This window comes from Collinsella sp. AF18-8LB (assembly GCF_003459795.1).
Classification (GTDB): Bacteria; Actinomycetota; Coriobacteriia; order Coriobacteriales; family Coriobacteriaceae; genus Collinsella.
The window spans coordinates 314,335-339,997 of the sequence record NZ_QRWU01000001.1; the positions used below are offsets into that span (position 1 = coordinate 314,335).

Consider the following 25,663-nt stretch of genomic DNA (forward strand, 5'->3'; position numbering starts at 1 on the left):
CCCTTTGGGGTGAGCACCTGACCGGCTTGCCCGCAGGCTAGCCGGTCTTTTTTGTTTTGTTGACAGTTGATTGTTTGATCAGAGTTGGGGAGATATCCGTATGGACGCAAGCCAGATCGTACTGACCGCTGAGGGCCGCCAGAAGCTCGTCGAGGAGCTCGCTTGGCGTGAGGGCGATTACGCCAAGGAGATCGTCGAGGACATCAAGGAAGCCCGCGCGTTCGGCGACCTTTCGGAGAACTCCGAGTACGATGCCGCCAAGGACAAGCAGGCCCAGAACGCCGCTCGTATTGCCGAGATCCAGGCCATCCTCGCCAACGCTCAGGTTGCTGCCACCACGGGCGATCTGACCGTCTCCATCGGTTCCACCGTTTCTCTGATTGATCCCAACGGTGAGGTCATGGAAGTCACGCTCGTCGGTACCACCGAGACCAACTCGCTCGAGCACAAGATTTCCAACGAGTCTCCGGTTGGCCATGCCATCATCGGTCACGGCGAGGGCGACTCCGTCGAGGTCGTTACGCCTTCCGGCAAGACTCGCGTCTACACCATCGCCAAGATCGCACGCTAGACCACGGTCCCGCGTAAAGCTATGTTTTCGCTCCCTGGGACCGAATCCTGGGGAGCGTTTTAATTTGAGGAGCTAACTTATGGCAGAGAACCAGAACGCCGCCGATCAGGCATCGACGCTCAACGACGAGCGCGCCACCCGCCTGGCCAAGCGCGCCGCCCTGTTCGAGGCGGGCCAGAACCCTTATCCCGAGCACTCTGAGCTTGAGGACTACGTCGCCGATATCGAGGCTAAGTACGCCGGGCTTGCCGATGGCGAGGACACCGAGGACGTCGTGAAGATCGCCGGCCGCGTGGTCGCCAAGCGCGGTCAGGGCAAGATCATGTTCATCGTCGTGCGCGATGCGACTGCCGAGATTCAGCTGTTCTGTCGCATCAACGACATGGACGAGGCTACCTGGAATACGCTCAAGGCCCTCGACCTAGGTGACATCCTGGGCGTGACCGGCGTGGTCGTGCGCACTCAGCGCGGCCAGCTTTCCGTTGCCCCAAAGAGCGCGACCCTGCTTTCCAAGGCCGTTCGCCCGCTGCCCGAGAAGTTCCACGGTCTTTCCGACAAGGAGACCCGCTATCGTCAGCGCTATGTTGACCTGATCGCCAACGACGACGTTCGCGAGACCTTCCGCAAGCGCTCACAGATTCTCTCCACCTTCCGCCGCTTTATGGAAGCCGACGGCTACATGGAGGTCGAGACCCCGATCCTGCAGACCATCCAGGGCGGCGCCACGGCTAAGCCGTTCATTACCCACTTCAACGCGCTCGATCAGGAGTGCTACCTGCGTATTGCCACCGAGCTCCACCTCAAGCGCTGCATCGTCGGTGGTTTTGAGCGCGTGTTCGAGATCGGCCGCATCTTCCGTAACGAGGGCATGGACCTTACCCACAACCCCGAGTTCACCACGATGGAGGCCTACCGTGCCTTCTCAGACCTCGAGGGCATGAAGGCGCTCGCCCAGGGTGTCATTAAGGCGGCTAACAAGGCCATCGGCAACCCCGAGGTCATCGAGTACCAGGGCCAGACCATCGACCTTTCTGGTGAGTGGGCCAGCCGTCCCATGACCGACATCGTCTCCGACGTGCTCGGCAAGCAGGTCACCATCGACACGCCGGTCGAGGAGCTTGCTGCCGCCGCGCGCGAGAAGGGCCTGGAGATCAAGCCCGAGTGGACTGCCGGCAAGATTATCGCCGAGATCTACGATGAGCTGGGCGAGGACACCATCGTCAACCCGACCTTCGTGTGCGATTACCCCATCGAGGTCAGCCCGCTCGCTAAGCGTTTTGAGGACGACCCGCGTTTGACTCACCGCTTTGAGCTGGTCATCGCCGGCCACGAGTACGCCAACGCATTCTCCGAGCTCAACGACCCGGTCGACCAGGCTGAGCGCTTTGCTGCCCAGATGGCCGAGAAGGCCGGCGGCGACGATGAGGCTATGGAGTATGACGAGGACTACGTGCGCGCCCTCGAGTACGGTATGCCTCCCGCGGGCGGCATCGGCATCGGTATCGACCGCGTGGTCATGCTGCTTACCAACCAGGCTTCCATCCGCGACGTGCTGCTGTTCCCGCACATGAAGCCCGAGAAGGGTTTCCAGTCCGGTGCCGCTGCTGCCAAGGCTGCCGAGGCCGGCAACGCCGCGAGCCCGTTTGTCAAGCCGCTCAAGCCCACGGTTGATTATTCCAAGATTGCCGTTGAGCCGCTGTTTGAGGAGTTCGTCGACTTTGATACCTTCTCCAAGAGCGACTTCCGCGCCGTGAAGGTCAAGGCATGCGAGGCCGTCAAGAAGTCCAAGAAGCTGCTGAACTTTACGCTCGACGACGGCACCGGCACCGACCGTACCATCCTCTCCGGCATTCATGGCTACTATGAGCCCGAGGACCTGGTCGGTAAGACGCTGCTCGCCATCACCAATCTGCCTCCGCGCAAGATGATGGGCATCCCCAGCTGCGGCATGCTCATCAGTGCCATCCACGAGGAGGAGGGCGAGGAGCGCCTCAACCTGATCCAGCTCGACGCCTCCATCCCCGCCGGCGCAAAGATGTATTAAGAGTTACGCGGTTCTACGAACCGCGTAATCAGTTGACGCTACGCGCCACCCAGGGCGACAATTTGTCATTCAAAAGGCAAGGCATGACCAGAAGGTCTATGCCTTGCCTTTTTCATGCCAACTTGTTCGTCCTGGACGTCGCTCGCTGTTGGTCCCATTACATTGGCGTTGCCATTGTTGTTGAGTAGTCGTTGGGGACGTTCTTAAACGACTGGTTATTTAAGAACGTCCAACGACTACAACGCACGAGAGTGGATAATCTCCCACTTTTGGCGCGTATGCGGACTTAAAACGGGAGATTATCCACTCTCGTGGAATGGGTGTCCGATAATCCACGCTCGTTGGGCCGATGCGGGCGCATCTGCCGTCCTGCGCGAATGACTCGGCATCTTCATAAACCCAACGCTTACGAAGCGCATGCGTTTCGTGCTAGGCTGGTTCCACCACATAAGTAGTCGCAGACGCACGTAACACGGGCGGGCGAGATGAAGTCCCAACAGCTCCATCTCGCCCGCCCGTTTTTGTTGGCGGCGCCGCGACGCAACACAGAGAGGAATCTGCCCTTTATGCCTATCAACAAACGAGAGAGCTTGCTGTTCACCTTTATCATGTGCTTTTGCATGGCGCTCTGGATGAGCATCTACAACGTTGCCCTGCAGAATGGGGCCATCAACGGCGAGGTTGTTGCCGCCGCGTGGCTCGGCTTCCCCGTTGCCTACATTTTTACCATGTGCTGCGACTGGTTTGTTGCCAGCCCCCTTGCCAAGGGTTTCGCCTTTAAATTCCTGGTCACGCCAGGCAAGAGCTCGCCGCTTGCCATGACGCTCGCCGTTAGCTCCTGCATGGTCGTTCCTATGGTCATCATCATGTCGCTCTACGGTGCGTGTGAGGGCCTGTTCCACATGCCCGGCGGCCCGCTCGCCAACCTGCAGATGCTGCCGATGATGTGGCTCATCAACATCCCGCGCAACTTTGTCATGGCCCTGCCTTGGAATCTGCTGGTGGCCGGCCCGGTTGCTCGCTATGTCTTCCGTCGAGCCTTCCCCATGGGCACGGTTTTTGAGGAGCAGCATATGGAGCTCGTGCGTATGCCGGGCGCTCCCGCTGCCGATGCAGTCAATGACGTTGCCGAGAGCATGGACGTTGAGCCCGTCTGCTAGACAGCAGCGCAAAACCAAACCGCCAAGCGGACCAGAGCGATTCCTTTTTTGTAGACGTTGTCGCGCGGCTACGGGTGGGAAAGGTCCCAACGGTTAACATATACTCCATATGGGTAAAGAGACCAAAGCGCCGCCACGAGTGGCGCTTTGCGTTTGAAAAACTAGCTCGTCTAAGAGGAACTAGCATGTTAGACCGTTTTACCGATCGCGCGCGCAAGGTCATGTCCATGGCCAAGCAGGAGGCGCTCGATCTTCATTCAAATAAGGTGGGTACCGAGCATCTGCTGCTCGCGCTTGCCAAGGAGGACGAGGGCATTGCCGCCGAGGCACTGCGCTCGCTCGATATCTCCTACGATGACATCATGGATACCCTCAAAGAGGTCCAGACCACGGTTCCCGAGCCCAGCGAGGAGACCGAGGCTGCCAAGCTCGCCTTTACGCCGCTCGTCATCAGCGTGATGGAGCGTTCATTCCGCGTGGCGCGTGAGAACAACCAGACCTACGTGTCGACCGAGCACTTGCTGATCGGCATCGTCGAAGAGGGCAACGGCATGGCCATGGACATCCTCATGCGCCTGGGCGTGTCGTCTGCTTCCATCAAGAAGGCCATCGAGAAGCTTACCGCCAAGGACCAGGACAAGAAGCGCCCGCTCGCTGGCGCCGGTGCCGGGCGTCCCGGTGCGGGTCTGCCGTTCTTTAGCGGCTCGGACGCCTCACAGCAAAAGGGGAGCGGCACCGACACGCTCAAGCAGTTCGCCACCAACCTCACACAGAAGGCGCGCGACGGCAAGCTCGATCCGGTGATTGGTCGCGAAAAAGAAGTCCAGCGCATGATGGAGATCCTTTCGCGCCGCACCAAGAACAACCCGCTTATCCTGGGCGACCCCGGCGTGGGCAAGACGGCCATCGTCGAGGGCCTGGCACAGCAGATCGCCGCCGGTAACGTGCCCGAGAACCTTATGAACCAGAACATCTGGACGCTCGACCTGCCGGGCCTTGTTGCGGGTGCTAAATATCGCGGTGAGTTTGAGGAGCGCCTCAAGAACGTGATCCAGGAGGCGACCGAAGCCGACGACGTCATCCTGTTTATCGACGAGATGCACACCATCATCGGTGCCGGCTCCGCCGAGGGCTCCATCGACGCGAGCTCCATGCTCAAGCCCGTGCTTGCGCGCGGTGCCTTCCAGATTATCGGCGCCACCACGGCCGAGGAATTCCGCAAGTACCTCACCAAGGACCCGGCCTTCGAGCGTCGCTTCCAGACTATCGATGTCGAGGAGCCGAGCGTTGAGGACACGGTTAAGATTCTGACCGCGCTCAAGCCGCGCTACGAGGAGCACCACCATGTGCGCTATACGCAGGGTGCTATCGAGGCCGCCGCGAACCTTTCCAACCGCTACATCCAGGATCGCTTCCTGCCCGATAAGGCCATCGACCTCATCGACGAGGCCGGTGCCCGCGCTCGCATCGCCGCGAATCGCGCGCCCGAGCCGGTGCGCGAGGCCGAGCATCGCATCGAGGAGCTCAAGGCTGCCGCACAGGAGGCCACGGAGAGCGACGACATGAACAAGGCCGCCGAGATCACCGAGCAGCAGAAGGCTGCCGAGATTGAACTCGCCGAGGCCAAGGCTGCCTGGACCGCCGAGCTCGACGCCAGCCCGCTCACCATCGACGTGAGTCAGATTGCCGACATTGTGTCCGTGACTTCGGGCGTACCGGTTTCCTCGCTCACCGAGAGCGAGAGCCGTCGCCTGCTGCAGACCGAAAGCGTGCTCAAGACTCGCATCATCGGCCAGGATGAGGCAGTCGAGGCCGTCGCCAAGGCAGTGCGCCGCAGCCGTTCGCCGCTCAAGGACCCGCGTCGCCCCGGCGGCAGCTTTATCTTCCTGGGTCCCACCGGCACGGGCAAGACCGAGCTCGCCAAGACGCTCGCCGAGTACCTCTTTGGCAGCAAGGACGCGCTCATCAGCTTTGACATGTCGGAGTTCGGTAGCGAGTTCGAGGTCTCCAAGCTCATCGGTAGCCCTCCGGGTTACGTGGGCCATGACGAGGGCGGCCAGCTCACCAAGGCCGTGCGCCGTCACCCGTACTCGGTTGTGCTGTTCGACGAGATCGAGAAGGCGCACCCCGACATCTTCAACATTCTGTTGCAGGTGCTGGAGGAGGGTCGTCTGACCGATAGCCAGGGCAAGACGGTCGACTTCCGCAACACGGTGATCATCATGACGTCCAACGTGGGCGCCCGCGAGATCGCACAGGATGCGAGCGTTGGCTTTGGCACCACCGGCGAGCAGGGTCTCACGTCGAGTGAGATCAAGGGCCGCGCGATGGGCGAGCTCAAGCGCCTGTTCCGCCCCGAGCTGCTCAACCGTATCGACGACATTGTGGTGTTCCAGAAGCTCTCGGGCGAGAATCTCACCAAGATCGCGCACCTGCTGGTGGACGATCTGCGCCAGCGTCTGATCGCAAACGGCATGAACATCAAGCTCACCGATGCGGCCTACGACAAGATCGTGGCCGAGGGCACTGACCTCACCAACGGCGCACGTCCGCTGCGCCGTGCTATTCAAAAGCTCATCGAGGACCCGCTGTCCGAGGAGCTTCTGGCCGGCGAGTGGGGCGAGGGCGATACCGTCCTGTGCGACGTGGCCGATGGCAAGTTTGTCTTTAGCCACGGCACGGGCGAGATCCCGGCACCGCGTCCGGCGGGCACGCTCGGTGGCGATTCCGCCCCGGCGGCACCGCACATCGGCAACGCCGCGCCTGTGAGCAGTGGCGTGAGCTCGGGCCCCGGCGGCATGATGCAAGCCGGTTCCGGCGCGCTGTAGGGGTTAACATAGCTTTGCGAAGGGGCACTCCTGTCGGGGCGCCCCTTTTTTATGAGTAAATGGTGCTATACTCGAAATATAAATATGTATAGCAGAAGGAGCTAGTATGCCTATATCGGTACTCGACTCACGGCCGGTCCAGATGAATGTGCGCATGGATCGCCAACTCAAAGAGGCTGGGGACGCCGTGCTGGCGCATATCGGCATGACGCCGTCTCAAGCGGTGCGGACACTTTGGGAATATCTGGTCGTCAACGGATGCATGCCCTCGAGATCGGGGGTTGCGGCACCGAGCTCTAACGTGCCAGCGACTGCGTCGGTGGAATCAAGGGTTACGCAGGGCAGCCACATCGTGCGCGATGCGTGCCTCAAATACGGCATCCCTGTTCCCGACCTCTCGGGTGACTACGATGACCTCTATGAGGAAGCAATGGCGGAGCGCTATCCCGAGTGGGTGGAGCTATGAGTGCAGACGGCATTCTCAAGTTGCTCATCGACACCAACGTATGGATGGATTACTTTTCTGGAAGGTCGGACCGGACAGCGGATGTCGCCCGTCTATTCGAGATTGCCGATGTCTCGGAGCAGATTGCCCTGTTTGCCTCGTCTCTTTCGGTCAAAGATGTCTCGTATCTTGTCTCGGCGGCGATTAAGAGGGAGTGCCGAAGGAAGAATGGTTCGCTGAGCGATAACGCCATTGCGGCGGCGGACGAAACGGCCTGGGCATGCGTTCGGCAGATGCGCGAGCTCGCCCTCATCGCGCCGGTCGGTGCAGACGAGGTCTTCGACTCCTTTGTGTTCAAGTATCATCACAACGACTTCGAGGACGACCTGATGCTGGGCGTCGCCAATCGCATTGATGCCGATTACGTCGTGACGGAGGACAAGAATCTTATTAAACATACCAATGGTGTATGCATTAACGTTCAACAGGCGTTGAGGCTGGTTGAAGGGTCCAACGTCCCTTCGGCACGGCCCGTCTAACCTGCTTTATCTTGATAAAGTGGCGTTTCCTCGCCGTTAGCCGATGATGCGAGGGCGCTCGGCGTTTTCGACTGGTTTATGCACGCAAAGTCTGGGAATATACAAGTCGCATGTCTTACTGTCTAACCAGTTGCGCCAAGGAGGCACCATGGACTACAAGATTACCGGCTACGAGCCCGCCCAGCTGTTCCATTTCTTTGAGGAGGTCAGCGCGATCCCCCGTGGGTCTGGCAACGAGAAGGGCATCAGCGATTTCCTGGTCGCGTTTGCCAAGGAGCGCGGTCTCGATGTGTATCAGGACGAGGTCTACAACGTCATCATTCGCAAGCCCGCATCTGCCGGCGCCGAGAATGCCCCGACCGTGATGCTGCAGGGCCACATCGATATGGTGTGCGACAAGCTGGGCTCCGTTGAGCACGACTTTACGACTGATGGTATCGACCTGGTCGTCAAGGACGGCGTCCTCACCGCTAACGGCACCACTCTGGGCGCCGACAACGGTATTGCCGTCGCTCTGATGCTCACTGTTCTCAATGACGATTCGATCGTTCACCCCGCCCTCGAGTGCGTATTCACCACCGACGAGGAGACTGGCCTGGTCGGCGCCGAGACGCTCGACAAGTCCCAGATTAGCGCCCGCACCATGATTAACCTTGACTCCGAGGAAGAGGGCGTTGCTACCGTCAGCTGCGCCGGCGGTGTCGTCGTTACCTACACCTGCCCGATCGTGCGCGAGCACAAGACCGGTAGCACCCTCACGCTCGACATCTCCGGCCTGCTGGGCGGCCACTCCGGCAGCGATATCCACCTGGAGCGCGGCAACGGCAACCTCATCATGGCCCGCATCATCGACCGCCTGATGGTTGCCGGCGAGCCTGCCATCGTTAGCTTTAACGGCGGCACCAAGGACAACGCCATCAACCGTGAGTGCAAGGCTGTTCTGGTCTATGCCGACCACGCTGCCGCCGAGACCTCGGCCCAGATCGCCCGTGGCATCATCGCCGACGTTACCGCCGAGCTCGAGGTCTTCGACCCCGGCTTTACCTGCACTGTCGAGATCGCCGACGACGCTGAGGTCGAGGCCATGGACGAGAAGTCCGCGCTTGCCCTCATCCGCGCCCTGCGCCTTGCCCCTAACGGCGTGATTCGCCGCAACGTCGCCACCGACGGCTCCGTCGAGGTTTCCTCCAATATCGGTGTGGTTGCCACTTCTGACGACGAGGTCAAGATCATGCTGTCTCCGCGCTCCTCGATCACCTCGTTGCAAAACGAGTTTAAGGATCGTCTGCAGACGCTCGCCGATATCCTGGGCTTCGACGCCAAGTTCGAGTTCGAGTATCCCGGCTGGAGCTATGCCGAGCATTCGCCGGTCCGCGACGTCTTTGTCGAGAGCTATCGCGAGCTCTTTGGCTCCGAGCTGCGCATCGAGTCCATTCATGCCGGCCTTGAGTGCGGCCTGTTTGCCGATGCCCTGCACGGCCTGGACGCCATCGCCGTGGGCCCGACGCTCTCCGATGTCCACACCCCGGACGAGAGCATGGAGCTCGCTTCTGCCGAGCGCTTCTACGAGCTGCTCATCGACGTCCTCAAGCGCCTTGCCGCGTAAGGGTTGCGCTAGCAGCAGCCCGAGCCACGTGCTAGCGGATTGCAAATGACATTACGAGAGGGGGCACCCGAGCTTTTGCGACGGGTGCCCCCTCTCTTCTTTTGGGAAATGGGAAATTGCGGGCGTCTAGCCAATATCCGCCTTGATGAGGTCGAGGGTGCGCTGGCAGTTTTCGCGGACGGGGCCGAGCATATGCTCGCGCAGGTCCGCCATGCCGGGCAGGTCGGCGTATTCGTCCATGACCTCTTCCATGCAAATGGGTACCTCGTAGGCGAGGTCCATCATGGTCGCAAAGCAAAACTTCTCAGATAGCCCGGCATCGGTGAGCGCCGTCTCCAGCGCGGGGTCGCCCATACCGTGGTATCGGCGGATAGCACCTGGACCGATGCGCCCCACACGATTTTCGCCGCCAACGCTCATAGCAAGGCGTGCCCGACGTCGCATGCTCTCATACGCCAAGCCCGATGCGACATCGTACATGGGTGCGAGCGCCGCGTTTGTGCCTTTGCCAAGGACGAGCGAGTAGTTTTTAGCGTGTGCGTTAGGCGCTCCGATAATGGCGTTATAGAACAACATATAGGTAAAAAGCACAAGATTCATGTGGTGGGGGACTGTTTTAATCAGTCGTTCTTGGATGTCTCGTGTGGTTGGTCCTCCGTCGGCGGTGTATTTCTGGCTTGGCAATACACCGAGCGCCTGGCAAAAGTCCTCCTGATGCAGCCTTTCGATATTTCCGCTGCTATTGACCATTCTGTCGTACCGTTCAACGACGAGCGCGGCTTCGTCTTCAAATGTGCAATAGGAGACGTCGGCAGTTGGAATGCCAACACGCCGAGCCGTTTTCATGCAGACGAATTCGTTTAAGGCCTGATGTTTGAACCCAACGACACCATTTTTGAAGATATGGGTAGTGGGGGATGACCCTAGACATTCGCACCATTGGCCATCATGCCAAGCCAGTGCAAATTTGCCTTGATTGCCGCCCAGGGACCAGCTTTCGTTGGAGCCCATCCATGTCTCTCTTTCGTCATCGCGAATTGCTTTGAGCTTATGAGCGATTTGAGAATTGGTAAGCGGGCGGTATGCGGAGACCCTGCCACGGACGGCGTCTAATTGATCGGTTCGACAAAACTGAACGGCCCCCGCGCAGTCAAGACCGATATGGCACAAGAGGGCGACGGGGTTGTTGGATGCAACGTCATGCTCGGCGGCAATAGCGCGACGCTGCTCTTGACTGTCGGGCAAAAGGCCAAATAGGAACGGGCGGACGATGTTATGGCCATACGTGCGATTGGAAAGCGGCATTGTTAGCGATAGCGGTGCTCCGCGATAGGTTGGGGCGTATACAAAGCTGCAGAGTCCATGCTCGTCTTGCCGGAGAGTGCCTGCGATTTCGCCACAAATGAGGGTCGCAAGCTCCATCTCTGCCATTTATTTCACAACCTTACAGCCAAAGGAGAGGTCTGAAGTGTCGGAAAGGCCTTGCTCGGCTGCGATTTGGGCCAGCAAGGCACCATAGGAAGATGGCGTTCCTTGTCGGGCGGGTCGTCTGCCTACACTTGGCTTGGGCAGGGCATTCGAGTTCGCGATAGGGAGGTCCGCTATCGTCGTCGGATGTTTAAAGGGTGATGCGATTGGGTCGTTATCGCTTTGCACAAAGAGACTTATGCCGAGTGCGTTAAAGACGGTCAGCAGCTTGTCGAGTCGAATGCCAGTGGCGTCGCCCAGCTCGAGCGATGCGAGCAGGCGCTCCGAAACACCGGCCTTTTTGGCGAGGGCGGCACGGGTGAGACCCTGAGCCTCGCGTGCCTGGCGCACGTAGATGCCAGCTTGGCGCGGTGTGGTGATGGGAAAGGTATCCACGGCGATCTCCTAACATGCAGACTTTTGCATATCAGTATGACATGCAAAAGTCTGCACGAAAAGGCATTATGTAAAACTCTGCATGAGACCTCTACATTGACGTTGAGCTTATGAGAGGCGTTTTTTATATCGCGAGAATCCCCAGATGCTCAAGCAAGATCTTAAGCCCGATGAAGATGAGCACGACGCCACCCACGATGGTGGCAGGCTTTTCGTAGCGCGCGCCAAAGGTGTGGCCGATCGCTACGCCGGCGACGGAGAAGATAAAGGTCGTGATGCCGATGAGCGACAAGGCGGGCATGATGTCGACCGAGAGCGCGGCAAATGAGATGCCTACGGCTAGGGCGTCGATTGAGGTGGCGATGGCGAGGATCAGGTACTCGCCCAGGTCAATCTTTTCGGCATCCTTGCCGTCGCCTTCATCCTCGTCCTCGGTAAATGCCTCCCACAGCATTTTGCCGCCAATGAAGGCGAGCAGGATAAAGGCGATCCAGTGGTCGATGGGGCCGATGATGCCCATGAATTGACTGCCAAGCGCCCATCCGATTACGGGCATGCCGGCCTGAAAACCGCCAAAGAACAGGCCGAGCACCACGGCGACCTTAAGGTTGATCTTTTTCATGCCGAGACCCTTGCAGATGGATACGGCAAAGGCGTCCATCGAAAGGCCAACGGCGAGCAACACGAGCTCTGCGAGTCCCATAGTCTGGCTCCATCTCTGCGGGCGAACCCGATTACGCGACTACTCCCTCATTTATATGAGACCCAATGCTATCACATGAGCAGTCAAAGGAGCCCCGTCCCAAATGAGTTACCTAAGCTGTGTTCGCTCATTCTGTAAGCATCGGATTTCGCGAGCGCCGCGGGGACAAACCGTGAGAAACTATTTAGCGTTTATGGAGCGTATACGATGGGAGCGATGCCTTGGATAAGAACGAGCTGCAAAAGCGTATGGAACAGGCTATTCGCCTGACGGCACCTGGCCAGCCGATCCGCACCGCCCTCGATATGATCATCGCCGGTCACCTTGGTGCCCTCATTTGCGTCGGCGATACTGAAAACGTGCTCGCCGCCGGCAACGACGGCTTCCCGCTCAACATTTCGTTCACCTCGAACCGTCTGTTCGAACTCTCCAAGATGGACGGCGCCATCGTTATCGACGGCGACCTCACCCAGATTCTGCGCGCCAACTTCCATCTCAATCCCGATCCCTCGCTCGCCACGAGTGAGACGGGCATGCGTCACCGTACTGCCGCTCGCATGTCGGTGCTCACCGATGCCATCGTGATCTCGGTCTCGGCCCGTCGTGCCGTCGTCAACGTGTACGTCCACGGCAAGAGTTACGAGATCCAGCCCGTCACCACCATCATGAGCTCGGTCAACCAGCTCGTCGCCACGCTTCAGACCACCCGTCAGTCGCTCGACCGCTCCTTGCTGCGCCTGACGGCCCTTGAGCTCGACGACTACGTCACGCTCGCCGACATCACCGGCATCTTCTCGAGCTTCGAGATCATGCAGCAGGCAAAGACCGAGCTTAAGGATTGCATCGTCAAGCTGGGCAACCAGGGCAAGCTCGTGCAGATGCAGCTCGAGCAGCTCGCGGGCTCCAGCATGGATACCGAATACGACTTGATGATCCGCGACTACGCAAGCGATTCCTCTGAGGCCAACGCCGAGAAGATCCGCGCCGAGCTGAGCCGCATGACGCCTAAGGACCTGTCCGACCCGCAGCACGTGGCGGCAGTTCTGGGCTATGACGACCTGGACGAGGATTCCGTCATGACGCCGCTGGGCCTGCGCACGCTTTCGCGCGTGTCCGTCGTGCGCGACGGCGTGGCAGAGAAGATCGTCGACGAGTATGGCTCGCTGCAGGAGCTCATGGACGACATCAGCGAGGACCCGGAGCGCCTGGGCGACTTTGGCGTCAACAACCCTGCCATTCTTGCGGACTCGCTGTACCGCATGAAGGGCACCAAACAGGGGAACGCATAATGGCGCCCGTATGCGCCGTGGTCGTTGCCGGCGGCAGCGGCCAGCGCTTTGGAAATCCCGGCGGCAAGCAGCTCGTTAACGTGGCGGGCCGTCCGCTCATGAGCTGGTCCATCCGCGCGTTCGATCGTAGCGACAAGGTCGGCCACATCGTGGTGGTGTGCCCTGCCGAGCGCCGCGCCGAGATGCGCCGCCTGGCCATCGATCCGTTTGACTATGACACGCCCATCAGCTTCGCCGATGCCGGCGATACCCGTCAGGATTCCACCCGTGCCGGCGTGCATGCGGTTCCGGCGGGTTTCGAATATGTCGCCATCCACGACGGCGCCCGTCCGCTCATCACGACCGAGGCCATCGATCATGCGATCGACGTGCTTGTGGGCGACCGCTCGCTCGACGGTGTCGTATGCGGTCAGCCCGCGATCGACACGCTCAAGATCGTCGACGGCGACAATATCGTCGAGACGCCGCCGCGTGAGCTCTACTGGGCCGCGCAGACACCGCAGATCTTTAGCGTCGACGCCATGAAGCGCGCCCACACCGCAGCTATCGCCGAGGGCTTTATCGGGACCGACGATTCTTCGCTGGTCGAGCGCATGGGCGGGCGCGTCCGCTGTGTCCAGAGCCCGCGCGATAACCTTAAGGTGACGGTGCCCGAGGACCTGCGTCCCGTAACCGCGATTCTGCTTGGCCGCATGGCCGAGGGAGAGGACCTTCCCCATGTTCAGTAACCTGCGCATTGGCCACGGCTACGACGTCCACCGTTTGGTGGAGGGGCGTCGATGTATCATCGGCGGGGTCGACATCCCCTACGAGCGCGGCCTGCTGGGCCACTCGGATGCCGATGTGCTTGCACACGCGCTGGCAGACGCCATTCTGGGAGCCTGCCGCGGGGGAGACATCGGCAAGCTATTCCCCGACACCGATCCCGCCTACGAGGGTGCCGATTCGATGGTGCTGCTCGCTCGCGTGATGGACTATGCGCGCGAGCTGGGCTTTGAGTTTGTCGATGCCGATTGCACCATTGCCTGTCAACAACCTAAGATCACCCCGCACCGCGATGCCATGCGCGCCAACCTTGCCCATGCCCTGGGCGTTGACGTCGAAAACGTGGGCGTCGCCGCCACTACGACCGAAAAGCTCGGTTGGGAAGGCCAAGGCGAGGGAATCGGCGCCTGGGCCGTCTGCCTGCTACAGAAAACCGTTAAGGAGTAACGAATGCGTATCTACAACAGCGCTACCCATAAAAAGGAAGAGTTCAAGCCCATCGAGTCCGGCAAGGTCCGCATGTATGTGTGCGGCCCCACGGTCTACGACAACATCCACATCGGCAATGCCCGCACGTTCATCAGCTTTGACGTGATTCGTCGCTGGCTCATCGCGAGCGGCTACGAGGTCACGTTCGCCCAGAACCTCACCGATGTCGACGACAAAATCATCAAGCGCGCCAACGAGCAGGGCCGTACGGCTGTCGAGGTCGCGACGGAGTTCTCCGACAAGTTCATCGGCGTCATGCGTGCCGCCAACGTGCTCGATCCCGATGTGCGCCCCCGCGCCACCAAGGAGATCGGCCCCATGATCGCCATGATCAAGACGCTCATCGAGCAGGGCCATGCCTACGCAGCCGATAACGGCGATGTGTACTTTGCCGTGCGCAGCGATCCCAGCTACGGTCAGGTCTCGGGCCGCAACATCGATGACCTTATGGTTGGCGCGCGCATCGAGGAGAACGAGGACAAGAACGACCCGCTCGACTTTGCCCTGTGGAAGGCCGCCAAGCCCGGCGAGCCCAGCTGGCCGAGCCCTTGGGGCGAGGGCCGTCCTGGTTGGCACACCGAGTGCGCCGCCATGGTGCATCGCTACCTGGGCACTCCGATCGACATCCACGGCGGCGGCTCCGACCTTGCCTTCCCGCATCACGAGAACGAGTGCGCCCAGGCCACCTGCGCCTGGCACCAGGGCTTCTCCAACACCTGGATGCACACAGGCATGCTGCTGGTAGACGGCGAGAAGATGTCCAAGTCGCTCGGCAACTTCTTTACGCTGGCCGAGGTCCTCGAGCAGCACTCCGCTGCCGCTCTGCGCCTGCTGATGTTGCAGACGAGCTATCGCTCGCCGCTCGACTTTTCTTGGGAGCGCCTGGAGGGTGCCGAAAACTCGCTCACGCGTATCGCCGGTACGGTCGAGAACCTGCGCTGGGCCGCGAACCATGCGACGGCCGATGCCGATGAGGCAGCATCCGAGGCGTTTGCCGCCAAGGCCGCCGAGACCCGCGCCACCTTTAAGGAGTGCATGGACGACGACTTTAACACCGCCGGCGCCATGGGTGCCGTCTTTGGCTTTGTGACCGAGTGCAACCAGTACCTGGAGCAAGCGGGCGACGCTGCCGACAAGACCGCTGCCCTGGCCGCCGCCGATACGCTGGTCGAGCTGCTCGATACGTTTGGCGTTGAGCTCCCCGAGCCCAAGGTCGAGCTGCCGCTGGGTCTGCTAGGCGTTGCCGCCGGCTTGGTCGCCTACACGGGCGACGACGTGGACGAGGCCGCTGCCAAGATTCTCGAGGCCCGCGCCGAGGCCCGCGCCGACAAGAACTGGGATCTGGCCGACGCCATCCGTGACCAGCTCAAGGACCTCGGGCTGACGATCGAGGATACTGCCGCGGGCACTCGTATTAAGAGTCTCTAGTATTTGTCGACCGTTCGAGGTGCGGCAGATTGCCTTGAGAGAGGAGGGCATAGACCTGGTGGTCATGCCCGACGATTGAAAGGCAAGGTGCCGTGGCTCGGACGGTCGATTCTTGTTCGTTATCTATTTAAGGAGGCCGTTTTATGGCCGACAATCGCAAGCGTGCGTCTCGTGGCGGCAAGCAGGCTGCTTCTGTCTCGCGTCCGATTCGCCGCAATGACCGCACTGCCGCTCCCAAGGGCCAGCGCGATCGCGCCCAGGCCGCACGTCCGCAGCGCGATCGCAACCGCGACGCTGTCCAGGCTCCCAAGGGTGAGTTCATCGAGGGTCGCCGTGCTGCTGCTGAGGCGCTGCGCACCGGTTTTCCCATCAAGTGCGCGCTCATTGCCGAGGGCGGGGAGCGCGATGCCGCCTTGTCGCGCCTGGTCGACGACCTCAACGCTGCGGGCGTCCGCATTAAGTATGTGCCGCGCGCGCAGCTCGACGCACTGTCGAGCCACGGCGCTCACCAGGGCATCGCGCTCGAGGTTGGCAACTTCCCTTACGCCGATGTCGCCGACATCCTCGACCGCGCGGGTGACGGACCGGCGCTCGTCGTCGTGCTCGACCATGTGACTGACGACGGCAACTTTGGTGCCATCGTGCGTTCCGCCGAGGTTGTGGGCGCTGCCGGCGTCATCATCGCCAACAAGCGCGCCGCCGGCGTGACCGTGGGCAGCTACAAGACTTCAGCCGGCGCCGTTATGCATCTGTCTATCGCGCAAGTGCCCAACATCGCCCGTGCGCTCGACGATCTTAAGGCCGCCGGCTTTTGGGTGGGCGGTGCCTCCGAGCACGCCGAGGGCAGCTGCTGGGACGCTCCCTTCGAGGGCCGCGTGGCACTTGTCATGGGTTCGGAGGGTGACGGCATCTCGCGCCTGGTGCTCGAGAAGTGCGACTTTTTGACCAAGCTCCCCCAGCGCGGTATGACCGAGAGCCTCAATGTGGCCCAGGCGACCACCGCGCTGTGCTTTGAGTGGCTGCGCCGCAACGCCGGTGAGCTCATGGGGGAGGAGTAGCGCATGTCCAAGAAGAACCGCGCCAAGTCCAAGGCCAAGCGCTTTGGCGAAGGCTCGGCCAAGCCGATTGTTTCGGCCGCAACCTATGGCGTGGGCGGCAATGCGTTTGCGCAGGCCATCGCCGATCCGGTCTCGACGGTGCACTCCAATAAGCCCGAGCTGCTGGTGGTCGACGGCTACAACGTGATTCACTGCACGCCGCGCTACGAAAAGCTCGTCTACGACCATTCCGATGATCCGTATTCCAGCGACGTCCACGATATGGCGCGCACGGCGCTCATCAACGACGTTGCCGCGTTTGCCCAGGGCCGCTACGAGGCCGTGATCGTGTTCGACGGTGCGGGCAATATCTCCAGCGAGCGCCCCAACCTGCCGGCCCGCGGCGTGCGTATCGAGTTCTCGCCGACGGGCGTCTCTGCCGATACCGTGGTGCAGAAGCTCTGCATCGAGGCGCGCGAGGAAGGCCGCGCGTGCTCCGTGGTGTCGAGCGACGGCACGATCCAGGCCGTTGTCATGGGCAAGGGCGTTACGCGCATCTCGAGCCGCATGCTGGTGGACGAGATCAAACAGATCGATAACGATGTTCACGAGGCAGAGGAAGCTCCGCAGATCAAGATGACCCTGGGTAGCCGCCTGAGCCCCGAGGCCCTGGCCAAGCTCAAGGCGTTGCGCGGACGGTAGGGGAGCTGGCGGGGCAATGCTGCTTTGCTAACTCCATTCAGCGATGTCGATCATTCTTTCGAGGCGCCACGTTAGCGCCTCTTTTAGATAAGGCAGTCTCGCTGCTAGGGCATCGTTTTTAGACAGAATCTCGATTGCCTCGTCGACAAAGCCTTTGAGTTTGTCTCCATCGAACCAGCCCATGTCCTCGACGAGCAGCATTTGTTTGGCGGGGCTTGAATGAAACTGCGCGCTGGTAAAACTGTGCTCTCCCGCCCTAAGCTCCTCAAGAGAAATGTTGCACCAGAGCGATGAGCCCGAATCGAAGATGGGGGCTGGCCTGCAGACTAGTGAGTTGACGTTTCGCACGAGGCCGAAGTTGCGCCAATGACGATCGTAGTTGGCGATGATGTCGTCGCACACGATCATGCGGTCAAGGGCATCCTTAACGCCTGTCACCCCGAGCTCCTCGCAGTTTGCTACATATCGCTCGTAGTCGGTTAGCCGTTCATCTGCGTTTGCGTGCTGGTTTACATAGAACGCAGGGACATACTCTTCTTCATCAGTTAAGAAGACATCGCATATGCTCATGGCGGAAGTGCCCGTGCCCTCGAGCGAGTAAGGCACATAATCGCAGGCGTTTAGGATGCGCCGGTGGAGCGCGGTCGCCACCAGCTCGTTATAAGGTTCTTGGTTCAGGTGCGCTCCTGCCTTATGCAGAATTCGACGCCCGCCCTCGCACGTCCAGTACTTTTGAAGATTGCCGTCCGAGGTGTTATCGGGCTTTGCGGCAGCCGCTTTTCCCTCTGGGGCAAAGGGCGCAATGGACAGCGAGACGTCATCAAAGGCGTTATTGAAGAAGTTGATATCCTCCCAGGCGAGACCGGAATCTTGGGGTCTAATCCAATACTGGTCGGATAGGGAGATGCCGAGATTTCGCTGTACGAGTTCATCGGGAACATCGACTGCGGCTTCTGCAAGCAGGGAGGTTAGCCCAATGCGTGCGAGCGGGATACCGCGGCCGCGCCACCAGATGCGGAAGGAGTCGAGCGATACGGGTTTGCTGGGAGCAAAAACTCCAATAGGGGCGTGGGCACGATCGACGTCGGCGCCGATGTGGGTGAAGTCTTTCCGTGATCTGCTGTAGACCAGCTGGGCTACTTCGTGCGTGCGGTTCATGAGGGTAAATGCGATTTCGCTTTTCCCATGCCCGCGACGAGGCCGTCCCCCTCTTTTGGTTGCGGAGCGGAGTCGCGTGTCTACGCTGTCTTTGTCGATAAGCCACACGCCAGAAGCCTTGCGGGCGGTCAACGCGCCGTTCTTAATGAGCTCCTGCACCCTGCGCGGGGTGATGCCGAGCAGCTCGGCTGCTTCCTTTGTAGTCAACATCGCGAAACCCTTCGCCAAAACGAATAGTTTTATATAGCCAATTGTAATTAAAACTATTCGTTCTGGCGAATGGTTTTAAGATTGAGGGCGCACTGACAGAAATGAACGGGCCTGGTATGCGCTGTTGCTGGATTTTGCATATTTGTATATCGCCGTGCGGCCTGTTGCGCCCCGTCCGCAATTCCATTATTCTTAACAGGCTTCGCGCGAAAGCGCCAAGTGTGCCAGTGTGGCGCAACGGTAGCGCAACTGATTTGTAATCAGTGGGTTGCGGGTTCGATTCCTGTCACTGGCTCCATGAGAGTTTCGGGCTCTGTTCCTTGTGGGACAGGGCCCGTTTCTTTTTTGTTGATAAGTATCGGGCAAAGCGTCCGTCTCGTCCCCCAATTAGTCTCAATCTGTAACACCAAGACGGTTTAATCGTTTCTAACTGTTACAGAATGAGACGTGAGCTGGGGTCTCTGCGTAATATCTCAATCTGTAACAGATAGGGGAGAAAATGTTCTCTAGATGTTACAGATCGAGACAAAGGCCGGACCGGCTCCAGTCATCCACGCTCGGTCAAGCCAGAGAAGCGCGATCTCGACCTATATATAGGTGCAAATAAGTCGTTATCGAAGTTCGATCCTGAAGGTGCACTCCACTACACCAAAGTGTCGCCTCGGGAAATGTCGCCTCAGTATCCAAAACCACCGTTCTTCATATCCATATTCAACAAAATCGCAGGTCACAGGTATATAGATACGCCCGGCACCGTGTATCTAGAGGTTTTCGTTGACAGCCCCCAAGGTGGCATCGTATTATCTTTTTCGTTCGCGGGGGCGGCGGTCCAAAAGACCAAAGAACCTGCGGATACTTGAACGATTGGGAGTTTGCCCGAGTGGTTAATGGGGACGGGCTGTAAACCCGTTGGCTCTGCCTACATAGGTTCGAATCCTATAGCTCCCACCCGTCAAGTGCCTGTATAGCTCAGTCGGTAGAGCACTTCGTTGGTAACGAAGAGGTCACCAGTTCAAGTCTGGTTGCAGGCTCCATCCGGCGGTGTAGCTCAGTTGGTTAGAGCACACGGTTCATACCCGTGGCGTCACTGGTTCGAATCCAGTCACCGCTACCATAGGTAACACGGTGGCTTCTCAATAGTATGTTGAGAGGCCACTATGGTATAAAGGCAAAGTCCCGTCCGGGGACGACCTGTTAAGAGGAGGGCTTTATGGCCAAAGAGAAGTTTGAGCGCACTAAGCCGCATGTTAACATCGGCACCATTGGTCACGTCGACCACGGCAAGACCACGCTGACCGCTGCCATCACCAAGGTTCTCTCCGAGACCGAGGGCTGCAAGGCTGACTTCACTGCGTTCGAGAACATCGACAAGGCTCCCGAGGAGCGCGAGCGCGGCATTACGATCTCCGTCTCCCACGTTGAGTACGAGACCGCTTCCCGTCACTACGCTCACGTTGACTGCCCGGGCCACGCTGACTACGTCAAGAACATGATCTCCGGTGCTGCTCAGATGGACGGCGCTATCCTGGTCATCGCCGCTACCGACGGCCCCATGGCTCAGACCCGCGAGCACATCCTGCTCGCCCGTCAGGTCGGCGTTCCCTACATCGTCGTCTTCCTGAACAAGTGCGACATGGTTGACGATGACGAGCTCATCGACCTCGTCGAGATGGAGACCCGTGAGCTCCTCTCCGAGTACGATTTCCCCGGCGACGACATCCCCGTCATCCGTGGTTCCGCTCTGGGCGCTCTCGAGGGCGACGCCAAGTGGATGGACGCTATCCGCGAGCTCATGAATGCCGTCGACGAGTACATCCCGACGCCTGCTCGTAACAACGACCTCCCCTTCCTGATGGCCGTTGAGGACGTTATGACCATCTCCGGCCGTGGTACCGTTGCTACCGGCCGTGTCGAGCGCGGTGAGCTCAAGCTCAACGAGCCCGTCGAGATCGTCGGCATCAAGGACACCCAGAACACCGTCGTTACCGGTATCGAGATGTTCCGTAAGTCCATGGACTTCTGCGAGGCTGGCGACAACGTCGGTCTGCTGCTCCGCGGCATCAAGCGCGAGGACATCGAGCGCGGCCAGGTTCTCTGCAAGCCCGGTTCGGTTACCCCGCACACCAAGTTCACCGGCGAGATCTACGTTCTGACCAAGGAGGAGGGCGGCCGTCACACCCCGTTCTTCGATGGTTATCGTCCTCAGTTCTACTTCCGTACCACCGACGTTACCGGTACGGTCAAGCTTCCCGAGGGCACCGAGATGGCTATGCCTGGTGACCACATCACCATCGAGGGCGACCTCATCCACCCGATCGCCATGGAGGAGGGCCTGCGCTTCGCTATCCGCGAGGGTGGCCACACCGTCGGTTCGGGCATCGTCTCCACGATCATTGAGTAAATTAGCTCTCTGATATAGCTGACTTAGAGAACCCGGCACTTATATGGGTGCCGGGTTCTTTTCTGCAATGGACATTGAGTCGTTGCTGGTGTCGAGAGGATCGATAATGGTCCTGGGTACACCGTCGATTAGCTCTCGCTGGCTTCATTGATGTGTTCCAAATATGAATGGATCCACCGAGAACCAATTGACTCGAGGTTTTCGTTGACAGCCCTTACGTAGAGCTGATAAAGTACCATCTCGTGCCCGTACGGGGCGGAAATGAAAGGTTCAGGATACATGCGTACTCTAGTTACTCTTGCGTGCACTGAGTGCAAGCGCCGCAACTATACGACCACCAAGAACAAGGCGAACATGCCTGATCGTATGGAGATCAAGAAGTATTGCCCCTGGTGCCGTCACCACACGCTGCACAAAGAGACCCGCTAGTCTCTAGTCACATACGCCAGTAGTTCAATTGGTAGAGCATCGGTCTCCAAAACCGAGTGTTGAGGGTTCGAGTCCTTCCTGGCGTGCCAGTCATTATTCCGTAAGCTCCCATTGGGGGCTTACGGTTTACTCATGTATAAGCGCATTGCGCGGAGGTAACCCAAATGGCCAACAAGAAGAACAAGAAGAAGGCTCAGCAGCCGGCACCCGCCAACAACGCTGCCGCCAACTCCAAGGTTGAGGCCAAGAAGGCCGTTGCCAAGAAGAACGAGAAGGCTGCGAAGTCCAAGAAGAACGAGAAGCCTGGTTTCTTCGCCCGCACCAAGAAGTATTTCGCTTCGGTCAAGTCCGAGATGAAGCGCGTCACGTGGCCCGATAAGAAGGAGCTCGTGAACTACTCGGTCGTCGTTTGCGCTTCTCTGATCGTCGTCGGCGTCGTCATCGCTCTGCTCGATGCTGGCTTTGGCGAGGCTCTTGCTCTGTTTTCTGGATTGAGGGGCTAAACCATGTCTAAGCGTTGGTACGTCGTTCACACTTACTCTGGATACGAGAACCGCGTTAAGTCTGATCTCGAGCATCGCATCGAGACTATGGGCATGCAGGACCGTATCTTTGATATCGAGATTCCTATGGAGCGCGTCACTGAGATTAAAGAGGGTGGCAAGCGTGAGACCAAGGATTCCAAGATTTTCCCGGGTTATGTTCTGGTCCGCATGGAGATGGATGACGATGCATGGACGTGCGTTCGTAACACGCCTGGCGTCACCGGTTTCCTGGGCGGTAACGGTAAGCCCGCTCCGCTTTCCCGCGACGAGTACAACAAGATGACTCGTCGTCCCGGTAAGGGCGATTCGCCCAAGCGTACCTCGGTTGATATTGAGGTCGGCACGTCCGTCCGCGTCACCGATGGCCCGCTTACCGACTTTGATGGCAAAGTCTCCGAGGTTAACACCGAGGCTGGCAAGCTCAAGGTCACGCTGATGATCTTTGGCCGCGAGACGCCGGTCGAGCTCGACTTTAACCAGGTCGCTGTCATCGCTTAAGTTTTCGTCCGTTCGCGCGAGCGTGCTTCTTCTGTGACTGCTCATCTCAGGAGTGCTTCTAACACGTGCGTGCTTACGATATAGCAAGTACTTCACACTCGTGATTCGAAAGGAATGACCATGGCTGAGAAGAAGGTTGCCAACGTCATTAAGCTCCAGATTCCTGCTGGTGCCGCTAACCCCGCTCCTCCCGTCGGTCCTGCCCTGGGCGCTGCTGGCGTGAACATCATGCAGTTCTGCCAGGCCTTTAACGCCGAGACGCAGGACAAGAAGGGCGACATCATCCCCGTTGAGATCTCTGTCTACGAGGATAAGTCCTTCTCCTTCATCACCAAGACCCCGCCGGCGGCTCACCTCATCAAGAAGGAGCTGAACCTCAAGTCTGGTTCCGCTAAGCCCCAGGCCGACAAGGTTGGTCAGCTTTCCCAGGAGCAGCTCACCAAGATCGCCGAGATCAAGATGCCGGACCTCAATGCCAACGACATTGACGCCGCCAAGAAGATCATCGCCGGTACCGCCCGCTCCATGGGCGTCACCATCGCTGAGTAGCGATTTCTTTAGGTAATGACGGGTGTTCCGACCGGGGCGCCCGTTATATGTGTGCAATAGGGCACACGATACGATGTGGGAGGGCTCACGCCCGTTTAACCACAGGAGGTAATGCACATGGCTAAGCATGGTAAGAGCTATAACGCCGCTGCCGAGAAGATCGACCGCGCCACGCTCTACACCCCCCTTCAGGCTGCCAAGCTCATCAAGGAGCTCGACACCGCCAAGTTCGACGAGACCATCGAGGCCCACTTCCGTCTGGGCATCGATACTCGTAAGGCTGACCAGAACATCCGTGGTTCCATCTCCCTGCCCCACGGCACCGGCAAGACCGTTCGTGTTGCCGTCTTCGCCGAGGGCGAGAAGGCCCGCGAGGCCGAGGCTGCCGGCGCCGACATCATCGGTTCCGACGAGCTCGTCGCCCAGATCCAGAAGGGCGAGATCAACTTCGACGCCGCTATTGCTACGCCGAACATGATGGCCAAGGTTGGCCGCATCGGTAAGATCCTTGGTCCCCGTGGCCTCATGCCGAACCCCAAACTCGGCACCGTGACCATGGACGTCGCCAAGATGGTCTCCGAGCTCAAGGCTGGCCGCGTTGAGTACCGCGCCGACCGCTACGGCATCTGCCACGTGCCCCTGGGCAAGAAGTCCTTCTCTGAGCAGCAGCTCGTCGAGAACTACGCTGCCCTGTACACCGAGATCCTGCGCGTCAAGCCCTCTTCTGCTAAGGGCAAGTACGTCAAGTCCATCTCCGTGTCTTCCACCATGGGCCCTGGCGTCAAGGTCGATCCCGCTGTCCAGCGTGACTTCCTGGCTGAGTAACTGCTAGTTACTGCCTCAGCAAAGCAAACATTGCTAAAGGAACCCAGTTCTGCCTCGTGCAGGACCGGGTTCTTTGCTATCTCGGGGCAAAACCACCACAAAGGGGACAGGCACCTTCGTGGTGGCTTTGCCTCGGTTGCTCCAAAATCCCCATTGCACGTCGTTTCGACTGTGTTGCACTTTAGCGCGATGTAGTGAATACCCGAGGCTGAAAGGAGCCAGGCATGTTCTATAACACGCAGCAGCTCCTAGGCCTAGCGCTACTAGATGGGATAGCGCGCTAGGGTTGCAATCTCGCTATAACGATGAGTTGTACCCGGGTGCGCTATCGTCCGCTGCTTTTGGGCGTGATGAGCGACACGGGTATTTTTCTATCTTGGGGCACTCCATCTCTCCTGAAAGCCATCTGTATCTCAGGCCTATCAGGAGGAAATCATGAGTCGCAAAATCGCAATCTTTGACACTACGCTGCGCGACGGGGAGCAGCCTCCCGGCGTCAGCATGAATACTGAGGGAAAAATCGTTATCGCACGTCAGCTGGTGCGTATGAACGTCGATGTGATCGAGGCGGGCTTTCCCATCTCGAGCCCCGGCGATTTTCGCTCGGTGCAGGAGATTGGCAAGATCGCGGGCGACCGGTGCACGGTATGGAGTCTCACCCGTGCGGTCGACTAGGATATCGAAGTGGCCGCAGAAGCCCTCAAGACGGCTCAGAGGCCCCGTATCCATACCGGCCTGAGGTAAGCCAGCCATCTGCGCGATAAGCTCCATATGACCGAGGATGAGGCTAGCATCAGTCGGTGGCCCTAAGTGGGATTCGACCGATCCGGCGGCCCCACGCCGCGAGCTTACCGGCGGCATTTACTTTGGCAAGCACGATCGTTTCTACGACGAGGACGGCGCGGGCGCTAATGGCGCTGCGGGCCAGCGTGCGGTCGATGTGATGGAGTACCGCGAGTTCGAGGTGGAGCGCATTGCCCGTCAAACGTTCGAAGCGGCCCGCAAGCGTCGCGGTGACGTGACGAGTGTGGATAAGCGCAACGTGCTGGAGACGAGCCGCATGTGGCGCAAGGTCGTGCATCGCGTGCATGATGAAGAGTGCCCCGATGTGCAGCTCGAAGACCTGCTCGTCGATAACACCGCTATGCAGCTCATCAACCGACCGGGCGACTTTGACGTCGTAGTTACGGAGAACATGTTCGGCGACATTCTCTCCGACGATGCTGCACAGATTACGGGCTCGCTCGGCATGCTCGCCTCTGCTTCGCTGGGCGACGGCGTTTCGCTGTTCGAGCCGAGCGCTGGCAGCGCGCCCGATATCGCAGGGCTCGGTATTGCCAATCCGCTCGCACAGATCCTGTCGGCGGCAATGCTGCTCACGTACGCGCTCGACATGGGCGAGCAGGCCGTCTTAGTCGAAAATGCCGTGGCCCATGTGCTCGACGAGGGCTGGCGTACCCGCGACATCGCCGACGCCAACACCCCTGCCGATAAGATCCTCGGCACCGCTCAGATGGGCGATAAGGTCATCGCTGCCCTGTAGCGTCGAGAGTCCGGAACCACCACAAAGGTGCCTGTC

General features: G+C 59.5%; 25 protein-coding genes and 5 tRNA genes. 26 read left to right on the plus strand and 4 right to left on the minus strand.

Going from position 1 to position 25,663, the window contains the following annotated elements; all coding sequences use genetic code 11:
- Positions 1-100: 100 nt before the first annotated feature.
- The 7 genes from greA to DWX25_RS01415 all read left to right on the plus strand — a co-directional run bounded on the left by greA (position 101) and on the right by DWX25_RS01415 (position 9,193).
- Positions 101-571, plus strand: a complete 471-nt coding sequence (gene greA, locus DWX25_RS01385) for a transcription elongation factor GreA (protein WP_006234960.1) — start codon at positions 101-103, stop codon at positions 569-571.
- Positions 572-650: 79 nt separating this feature from the next.
- A complete protein-coding gene (gene lysS / locus DWX25_RS01390; protein WP_117743102.1) occupies positions 651-2,615 on the plus strand; it encodes a lysine--tRNA ligase in 1,965 nt (654 codons plus the stop codon).
- A 566-nt stretch (positions 2,616-3,181) separates the two neighbouring features.
- Entirely contained in the window at positions 3,182-3,775 is a 594-nt protein-coding gene (locus DWX25_RS01395; protein WP_117743101.1) for a DUF2798 domain-containing protein, read from the plus strand.
- A 185-nt stretch (positions 3,776-3,960) separates the two neighbouring features.
- Entirely contained in the window at positions 3,961-6,603 is a 2,643-nt protein-coding gene (locus tag DWX25_RS01400) for an ATP-dependent Clp protease ATP-binding subunit (RefSeq protein ID WP_117794203.1), read from the plus strand.
- Between the two features lie 106 nt (positions 6,604-6,709).
- Complete coding sequence (locus tag DWX25_RS01405; RefSeq protein WP_117794202.1) at positions 6,710-7,069, plus strand: type II toxin-antitoxin system RelB/DinJ family antitoxin; 360 nt, start codon at positions 6,710-6,712, stop codon at positions 7,067-7,069.
- Complete coding sequence (locus tag DWX25_RS01410) at positions 7,066-7,587, plus strand: PIN domain-containing protein (protein WP_117794201.1); 522 nt, start codon at positions 7,066-7,068, stop codon at positions 7,585-7,587. The genes DWX25_RS01405 and DWX25_RS01410 overlap by 4 nt, the downstream gene beginning before the upstream one ends.
- Positions 7,588-7,735: 148 nt before the next feature.
- Positions 7,736-9,193, plus strand: a complete 1,458-nt coding sequence (locus DWX25_RS01415; protein WP_117798535.1) for an aminoacyl-histidine dipeptidase — start codon at positions 7,736-7,738, stop codon at positions 9,191-9,193.
- A 126-nt stretch (positions 9,194-9,319) separates the two neighbouring features.
- On the opposite strand, the gene DWX25_RS01420 is transcribed toward DWX25_RS01415, so the two are convergent.
- The 3 genes from DWX25_RS01420 to DWX25_RS01430 form a co-directional block, all read right to left on the minus strand.
- Positions 9,320-10,624: a type II toxin-antitoxin system HipA family toxin gene (locus tag DWX25_RS01420; protein ID WP_117743098.1), complete on the minus strand. Its 1,305-nt coding sequence runs from the start codon at positions 10,622-10,624 to the stop codon at positions 9,320-9,322.
- On the minus strand, positions 10,625-11,056 hold the full coding sequence (locus tag DWX25_RS01425) for a helix-turn-helix domain-containing protein (RefSeq protein WP_158553132.1): 432 nt from the start codon (positions 11,054-11,056) through the stop codon (positions 10,625-10,627).
- Positions 11,057-11,180: 124 nt separating this feature from the next.
- Complete coding sequence (locus tag DWX25_RS01430) at positions 11,181-11,759, minus strand: manganese efflux pump MntP family protein (RefSeq protein ID WP_117798537.1); 579 nt, start codon at positions 11,757-11,759, stop codon at positions 11,181-11,183.
- Between the two features lie 248 nt (positions 11,760-12,007).
- On the opposite strand from DWX25_RS01430, the gene disA reads away from it, so the two are divergent.
- From disA to DWX25_RS01460, 6 genes are all read left to right on the plus strand, one after another.
- Positions 12,008-13,048 carry a DNA integrity scanning diadenylate cyclase DisA gene (gene disA / locus DWX25_RS01435; RefSeq protein ID WP_369796797.1) on the plus strand — a complete coding sequence of 347 codons (1,041 nt, stop codon included), beginning with the start codon at positions 12,008-12,010 and terminating at the stop codon, positions 13,046-13,048.
- Entirely contained in the window at positions 13,048-13,776 is a 729-nt protein-coding gene (gene ispD, locus DWX25_RS01440; RefSeq protein ID WP_117629251.1) for a 2-C-methyl-D-erythritol 4-phosphate cytidylyltransferase, read from the plus strand. Before disA ends, ispD begins: the two co-directional genes overlap by 1 nt.
- Positions 13,766-14,260, plus strand: a complete 495-nt coding sequence (gene ispF, locus DWX25_RS01445) for a 2-C-methyl-D-erythritol 2,4-cyclodiphosphate synthase (RefSeq protein ID WP_006234975.1) — start codon at positions 13,766-13,768, stop codon at positions 14,258-14,260. Before ispD ends, ispF begins: the two co-directional genes overlap by 11 nt.
- Positions 14,261-14,263: 3 nt before the next feature.
- Complete coding sequence (gene cysS / locus DWX25_RS01450) at positions 14,264-15,730, plus strand: cysteine--tRNA ligase (protein WP_117743095.1); 1,467 nt, start codon at positions 14,264-14,266, stop codon at positions 15,728-15,730.
- 143 nt (positions 15,731-15,873) lie between these two features.
- Positions 15,874-16,788: a 23S rRNA (guanosine(2251)-2'-O)-methyltransferase RlmB gene (gene rlmB, locus DWX25_RS01455; RefSeq protein WP_117763510.1), complete on the plus strand. Its 915-nt coding sequence runs from the start codon at positions 15,874-15,876 to the stop codon at positions 16,786-16,788.
- 3 nt (positions 16,789-16,791) lie between these two features.
- A complete protein-coding gene (locus DWX25_RS01460) occupies positions 16,792-17,469 on the plus strand; it encodes an NYN domain-containing protein (RefSeq protein ID WP_055285223.1) in 678 nt (225 codons plus the stop codon).
- A 27-nt stretch (positions 17,470-17,496) separates the two neighbouring features.
- On the opposite strand, the gene DWX25_RS01465 is transcribed toward DWX25_RS01460, so the two are convergent.
- Complete coding sequence (locus DWX25_RS01465; protein WP_117798539.1) at positions 17,497-18,837, minus strand: DNA-binding protein; 1,341 nt, start codon at positions 18,835-18,837, stop codon at positions 17,497-17,499.
- 223 nt (positions 18,838-19,060) lie between these two features.
- On the opposite strand from DWX25_RS01465, the gene DWX25_RS01470 reads away from it, so the two are divergent.
- From DWX25_RS01470 to DWX25_RS01530, 13 genes are all read left to right on the plus strand, one after another.
- A tRNA-Thr gene (locus tag DWX25_RS01470) sits at positions 19,061-19,135 on the plus strand.
- 568 nt (positions 19,136-19,703) lie between these two features.
- Positions 19,704-19,785: transfer RNA gene (locus DWX25_RS01475), tRNA-Tyr, on the plus strand.
- 10 nt (positions 19,786-19,795) lie between these two features.
- Positions 19,796-19,871: transfer RNA gene (locus DWX25_RS01480), tRNA-Thr, on the plus strand.
- Positions 19,872-19,874: 3 nt separating this feature from the next.
- Positions 19,875-19,951: transfer RNA gene (locus tag DWX25_RS01485), tRNA-Met, on the plus strand.
- Positions 19,952-20,047: 96 nt separating this feature from the next.
- The gene (gene tuf / locus DWX25_RS01490) at positions 20,048-21,238 is read left to right on the plus strand and encodes an elongation factor Tu (RefSeq protein ID WP_089572520.1); all 1,191 of its coding nucleotides are present in this window, start codon (positions 20,048-20,050) and stop codon (positions 21,236-21,238) included.
- A gap of 279 nt (positions 21,239-21,517) precedes the next feature.
- On the plus strand, positions 21,518-21,667 hold the full coding sequence (gene rpmG, locus DWX25_RS01495) for a 50S ribosomal protein L33 (protein WP_102372646.1): 150 nt from the start codon (positions 21,518-21,520) through the stop codon (positions 21,665-21,667).
- Between the two features lie 13 nt (positions 21,668-21,680).
- Positions 21,681-21,756 (plus strand) — tRNA-Trp (locus tag DWX25_RS01500).
- A 75-nt stretch (positions 21,757-21,831) separates the two neighbouring features.
- On the plus strand, positions 21,832-22,170 hold the full coding sequence (gene secE / locus DWX25_RS01505) for a preprotein translocase subunit SecE (RefSeq protein ID WP_117583102.1): 339 nt from the start codon (positions 21,832-21,834) through the stop codon (positions 22,168-22,170).
- A gap of 3 nt (positions 22,171-22,173) precedes the next feature.
- Positions 22,174-22,710, plus strand: coding sequence for a transcription termination/antitermination protein NusG (gene nusG / locus DWX25_RS01510; RefSeq protein ID WP_099432095.1), 537 nt, complete (start codon positions 22,174-22,176; stop codon positions 22,708-22,710).
- 120 nt (positions 22,711-22,830) lie between these two features.
- Positions 22,831-23,259 carry a 50S ribosomal protein L11 gene (rplK, locus tag DWX25_RS01515; protein ID WP_022093893.1) on the plus strand — a complete coding sequence of 143 codons (429 nt, stop codon included), beginning with the start codon at positions 22,831-22,833 and terminating at the stop codon, positions 23,257-23,259.
- Between the two features lie 117 nt (positions 23,260-23,376).
- Positions 23,377-24,084, plus strand: a complete 708-nt coding sequence (gene rplA, locus DWX25_RS01520) for a 50S ribosomal protein L1 (RefSeq protein WP_117734301.1) — start codon at positions 23,377-23,379, stop codon at positions 24,082-24,084.
- Between the two features lie 435 nt (positions 24,085-24,519).
- On the plus strand, positions 24,520-24,759 hold the full coding sequence (locus tag DWX25_RS01525) for a hypothetical protein (RefSeq protein WP_233505177.1): 240 nt from the start codon (positions 24,520-24,522) through the stop codon (positions 24,757-24,759).
- Between the two features lie 106 nt (positions 24,760-24,865).
- The gene (locus DWX25_RS01530; protein ID WP_117798541.1) at positions 24,866-25,627 is read left to right on the plus strand and encodes an isocitrate/isopropylmalate family dehydrogenase; all 762 of its coding nucleotides are present in this window, start codon (positions 24,866-24,868) and stop codon (positions 25,625-25,627) included.
- The last annotated feature ends 36 nt before the right edge of the window (positions 25,628-25,663 follow it).

Coding starts and splice junctions, on each gene's coding strand:
- secE (WP_117583102.1), top strand. CDS start 21,832: ATGGCCAACAAGAAGAACAAGAAGAAGGCTCAGCAGCCGGCACCCGCC.
- DWX25_RS01395 (WP_117743101.1), top strand. CDS start 3,182: ATGCCTATCAACAAACGAGAGAGCTTGCTGTTCACCTTTATCATGTGC.
- DWX25_RS01400 (WP_117794203.1), top strand. CDS start 3,961: ATGTTAGACCGTTTTACCGATCGCGCGCGCAAGGTCATGTCCATGGCC.
- DWX25_RS01420 (WP_117743098.1), bottom strand. CDS start 10,624: ATGGCAGAGATGGAGCTTGCGACCCTCATTTGTGGCGAAATCGCAGGC.
- DWX25_RS01525 (WP_233505177.1), top strand. CDS start 24,520: ATGAGTCGCAAAATCGCAATCTTTGACACTACGCTGCGCGACGGGGAG.
- tuf (WP_089572520.1), top strand. CDS start 20,048: ATGGCCAAAGAGAAGTTTGAGCGCACTAAGCCGCATGTTAACATCGGC.
- lysS (WP_117743102.1), top strand. CDS start 651: ATGGCAGAGAACCAGAACGCCGCCGATCAGGCATCGACGCTCAACGAC.
- rplK (WP_022093893.1), top strand. CDS start 22,831: ATGGCTGAGAAGAAGGTTGCCAACGTCATTAAGCTCCAGATTCCTGCT.
- rplA (WP_117734301.1), top strand. CDS start 23,377: ATGGCTAAGCATGGTAAGAGCTATAACGCCGCTGCCGAGAAGATCGAC.
- DWX25_RS01530 (WP_117798541.1), top strand. CDS start 24,866: ATGAGGCTAGCATCAGTCGGTGGCCCTAAGTGGGATTCGACCGATCCG.
- rpmG (WP_102372646.1), top strand. CDS start 21,518: ATGCGTACTCTAGTTACTCTTGCGTGCACTGAGTGCAAGCGCCGCAAC.
- cysS (WP_117743095.1), top strand. CDS start 14,264: ATGCGTATCTACAACAGCGCTACCCATAAAAAGGAAGAGTTCAAGCCC.
- DWX25_RS01460 (WP_055285223.1), top strand. CDS start 16,792: ATGTCCAAGAAGAACCGCGCCAAGTCCAAGGCCAAGCGCTTTGGCGAA.
- DWX25_RS01465 (WP_117798539.1), bottom strand. CDS start 18,837: ATGTTGACTACAAAGGAAGCAGCCGAGCTGCTCGGCATCACCCCGCGC.
- nusG (WP_099432095.1), top strand. CDS start 22,174: ATGTCTAAGCGTTGGTACGTCGTTCACACTTACTCTGGATACGAGAAC.
- DWX25_RS01410 (WP_117794201.1), top strand. CDS start 7,066: ATGAGTGCAGACGGCATTCTCAAGTTGCTCATCGACACCAACGTATGG.
- disA (WP_369796797.1), top strand. CDS start 12,008: ATGGAACAGGCTATTCGCCTGACGGCACCTGGCCAGCCGATCCGCACC.
- rlmB (WP_117763510.1), top strand. CDS start 15,874: ATGGCCGACAATCGCAAGCGTGCGTCTCGTGGCGGCAAGCAGGCTGCT.
- DWX25_RS01430 (WP_117798537.1), bottom strand. CDS start 11,759: ATGGGACTCGCAGAGCTCGTGTTGCTCGCCGTTGGCCTTTCGATGGAC.
- DWX25_RS01415 (WP_117798535.1), top strand. CDS start 7,736: ATGGACTACAAGATTACCGGCTACGAGCCCGCCCAGCTGTTCCATTTC.
- ispD (WP_117629251.1), top strand. CDS start 13,048: ATGGCGCCCGTATGCGCCGTGGTCGTTGCCGGCGGCAGCGGCCAGCGC.
- greA (WP_006234960.1), top strand. CDS start 101: ATGGACGCAAGCCAGATCGTACTGACCGCTGAGGGCCGCCAGAAGCTC.
- ispF (WP_006234975.1), top strand. CDS start 13,766: ATGTTCAGTAACCTGCGCATTGGCCACGGCTACGACGTCCACCGTTTG.
- DWX25_RS01405 (WP_117794202.1), top strand. CDS start 6,710: ATGCCTATATCGGTACTCGACTCACGGCCGGTCCAGATGAATGTGCGC.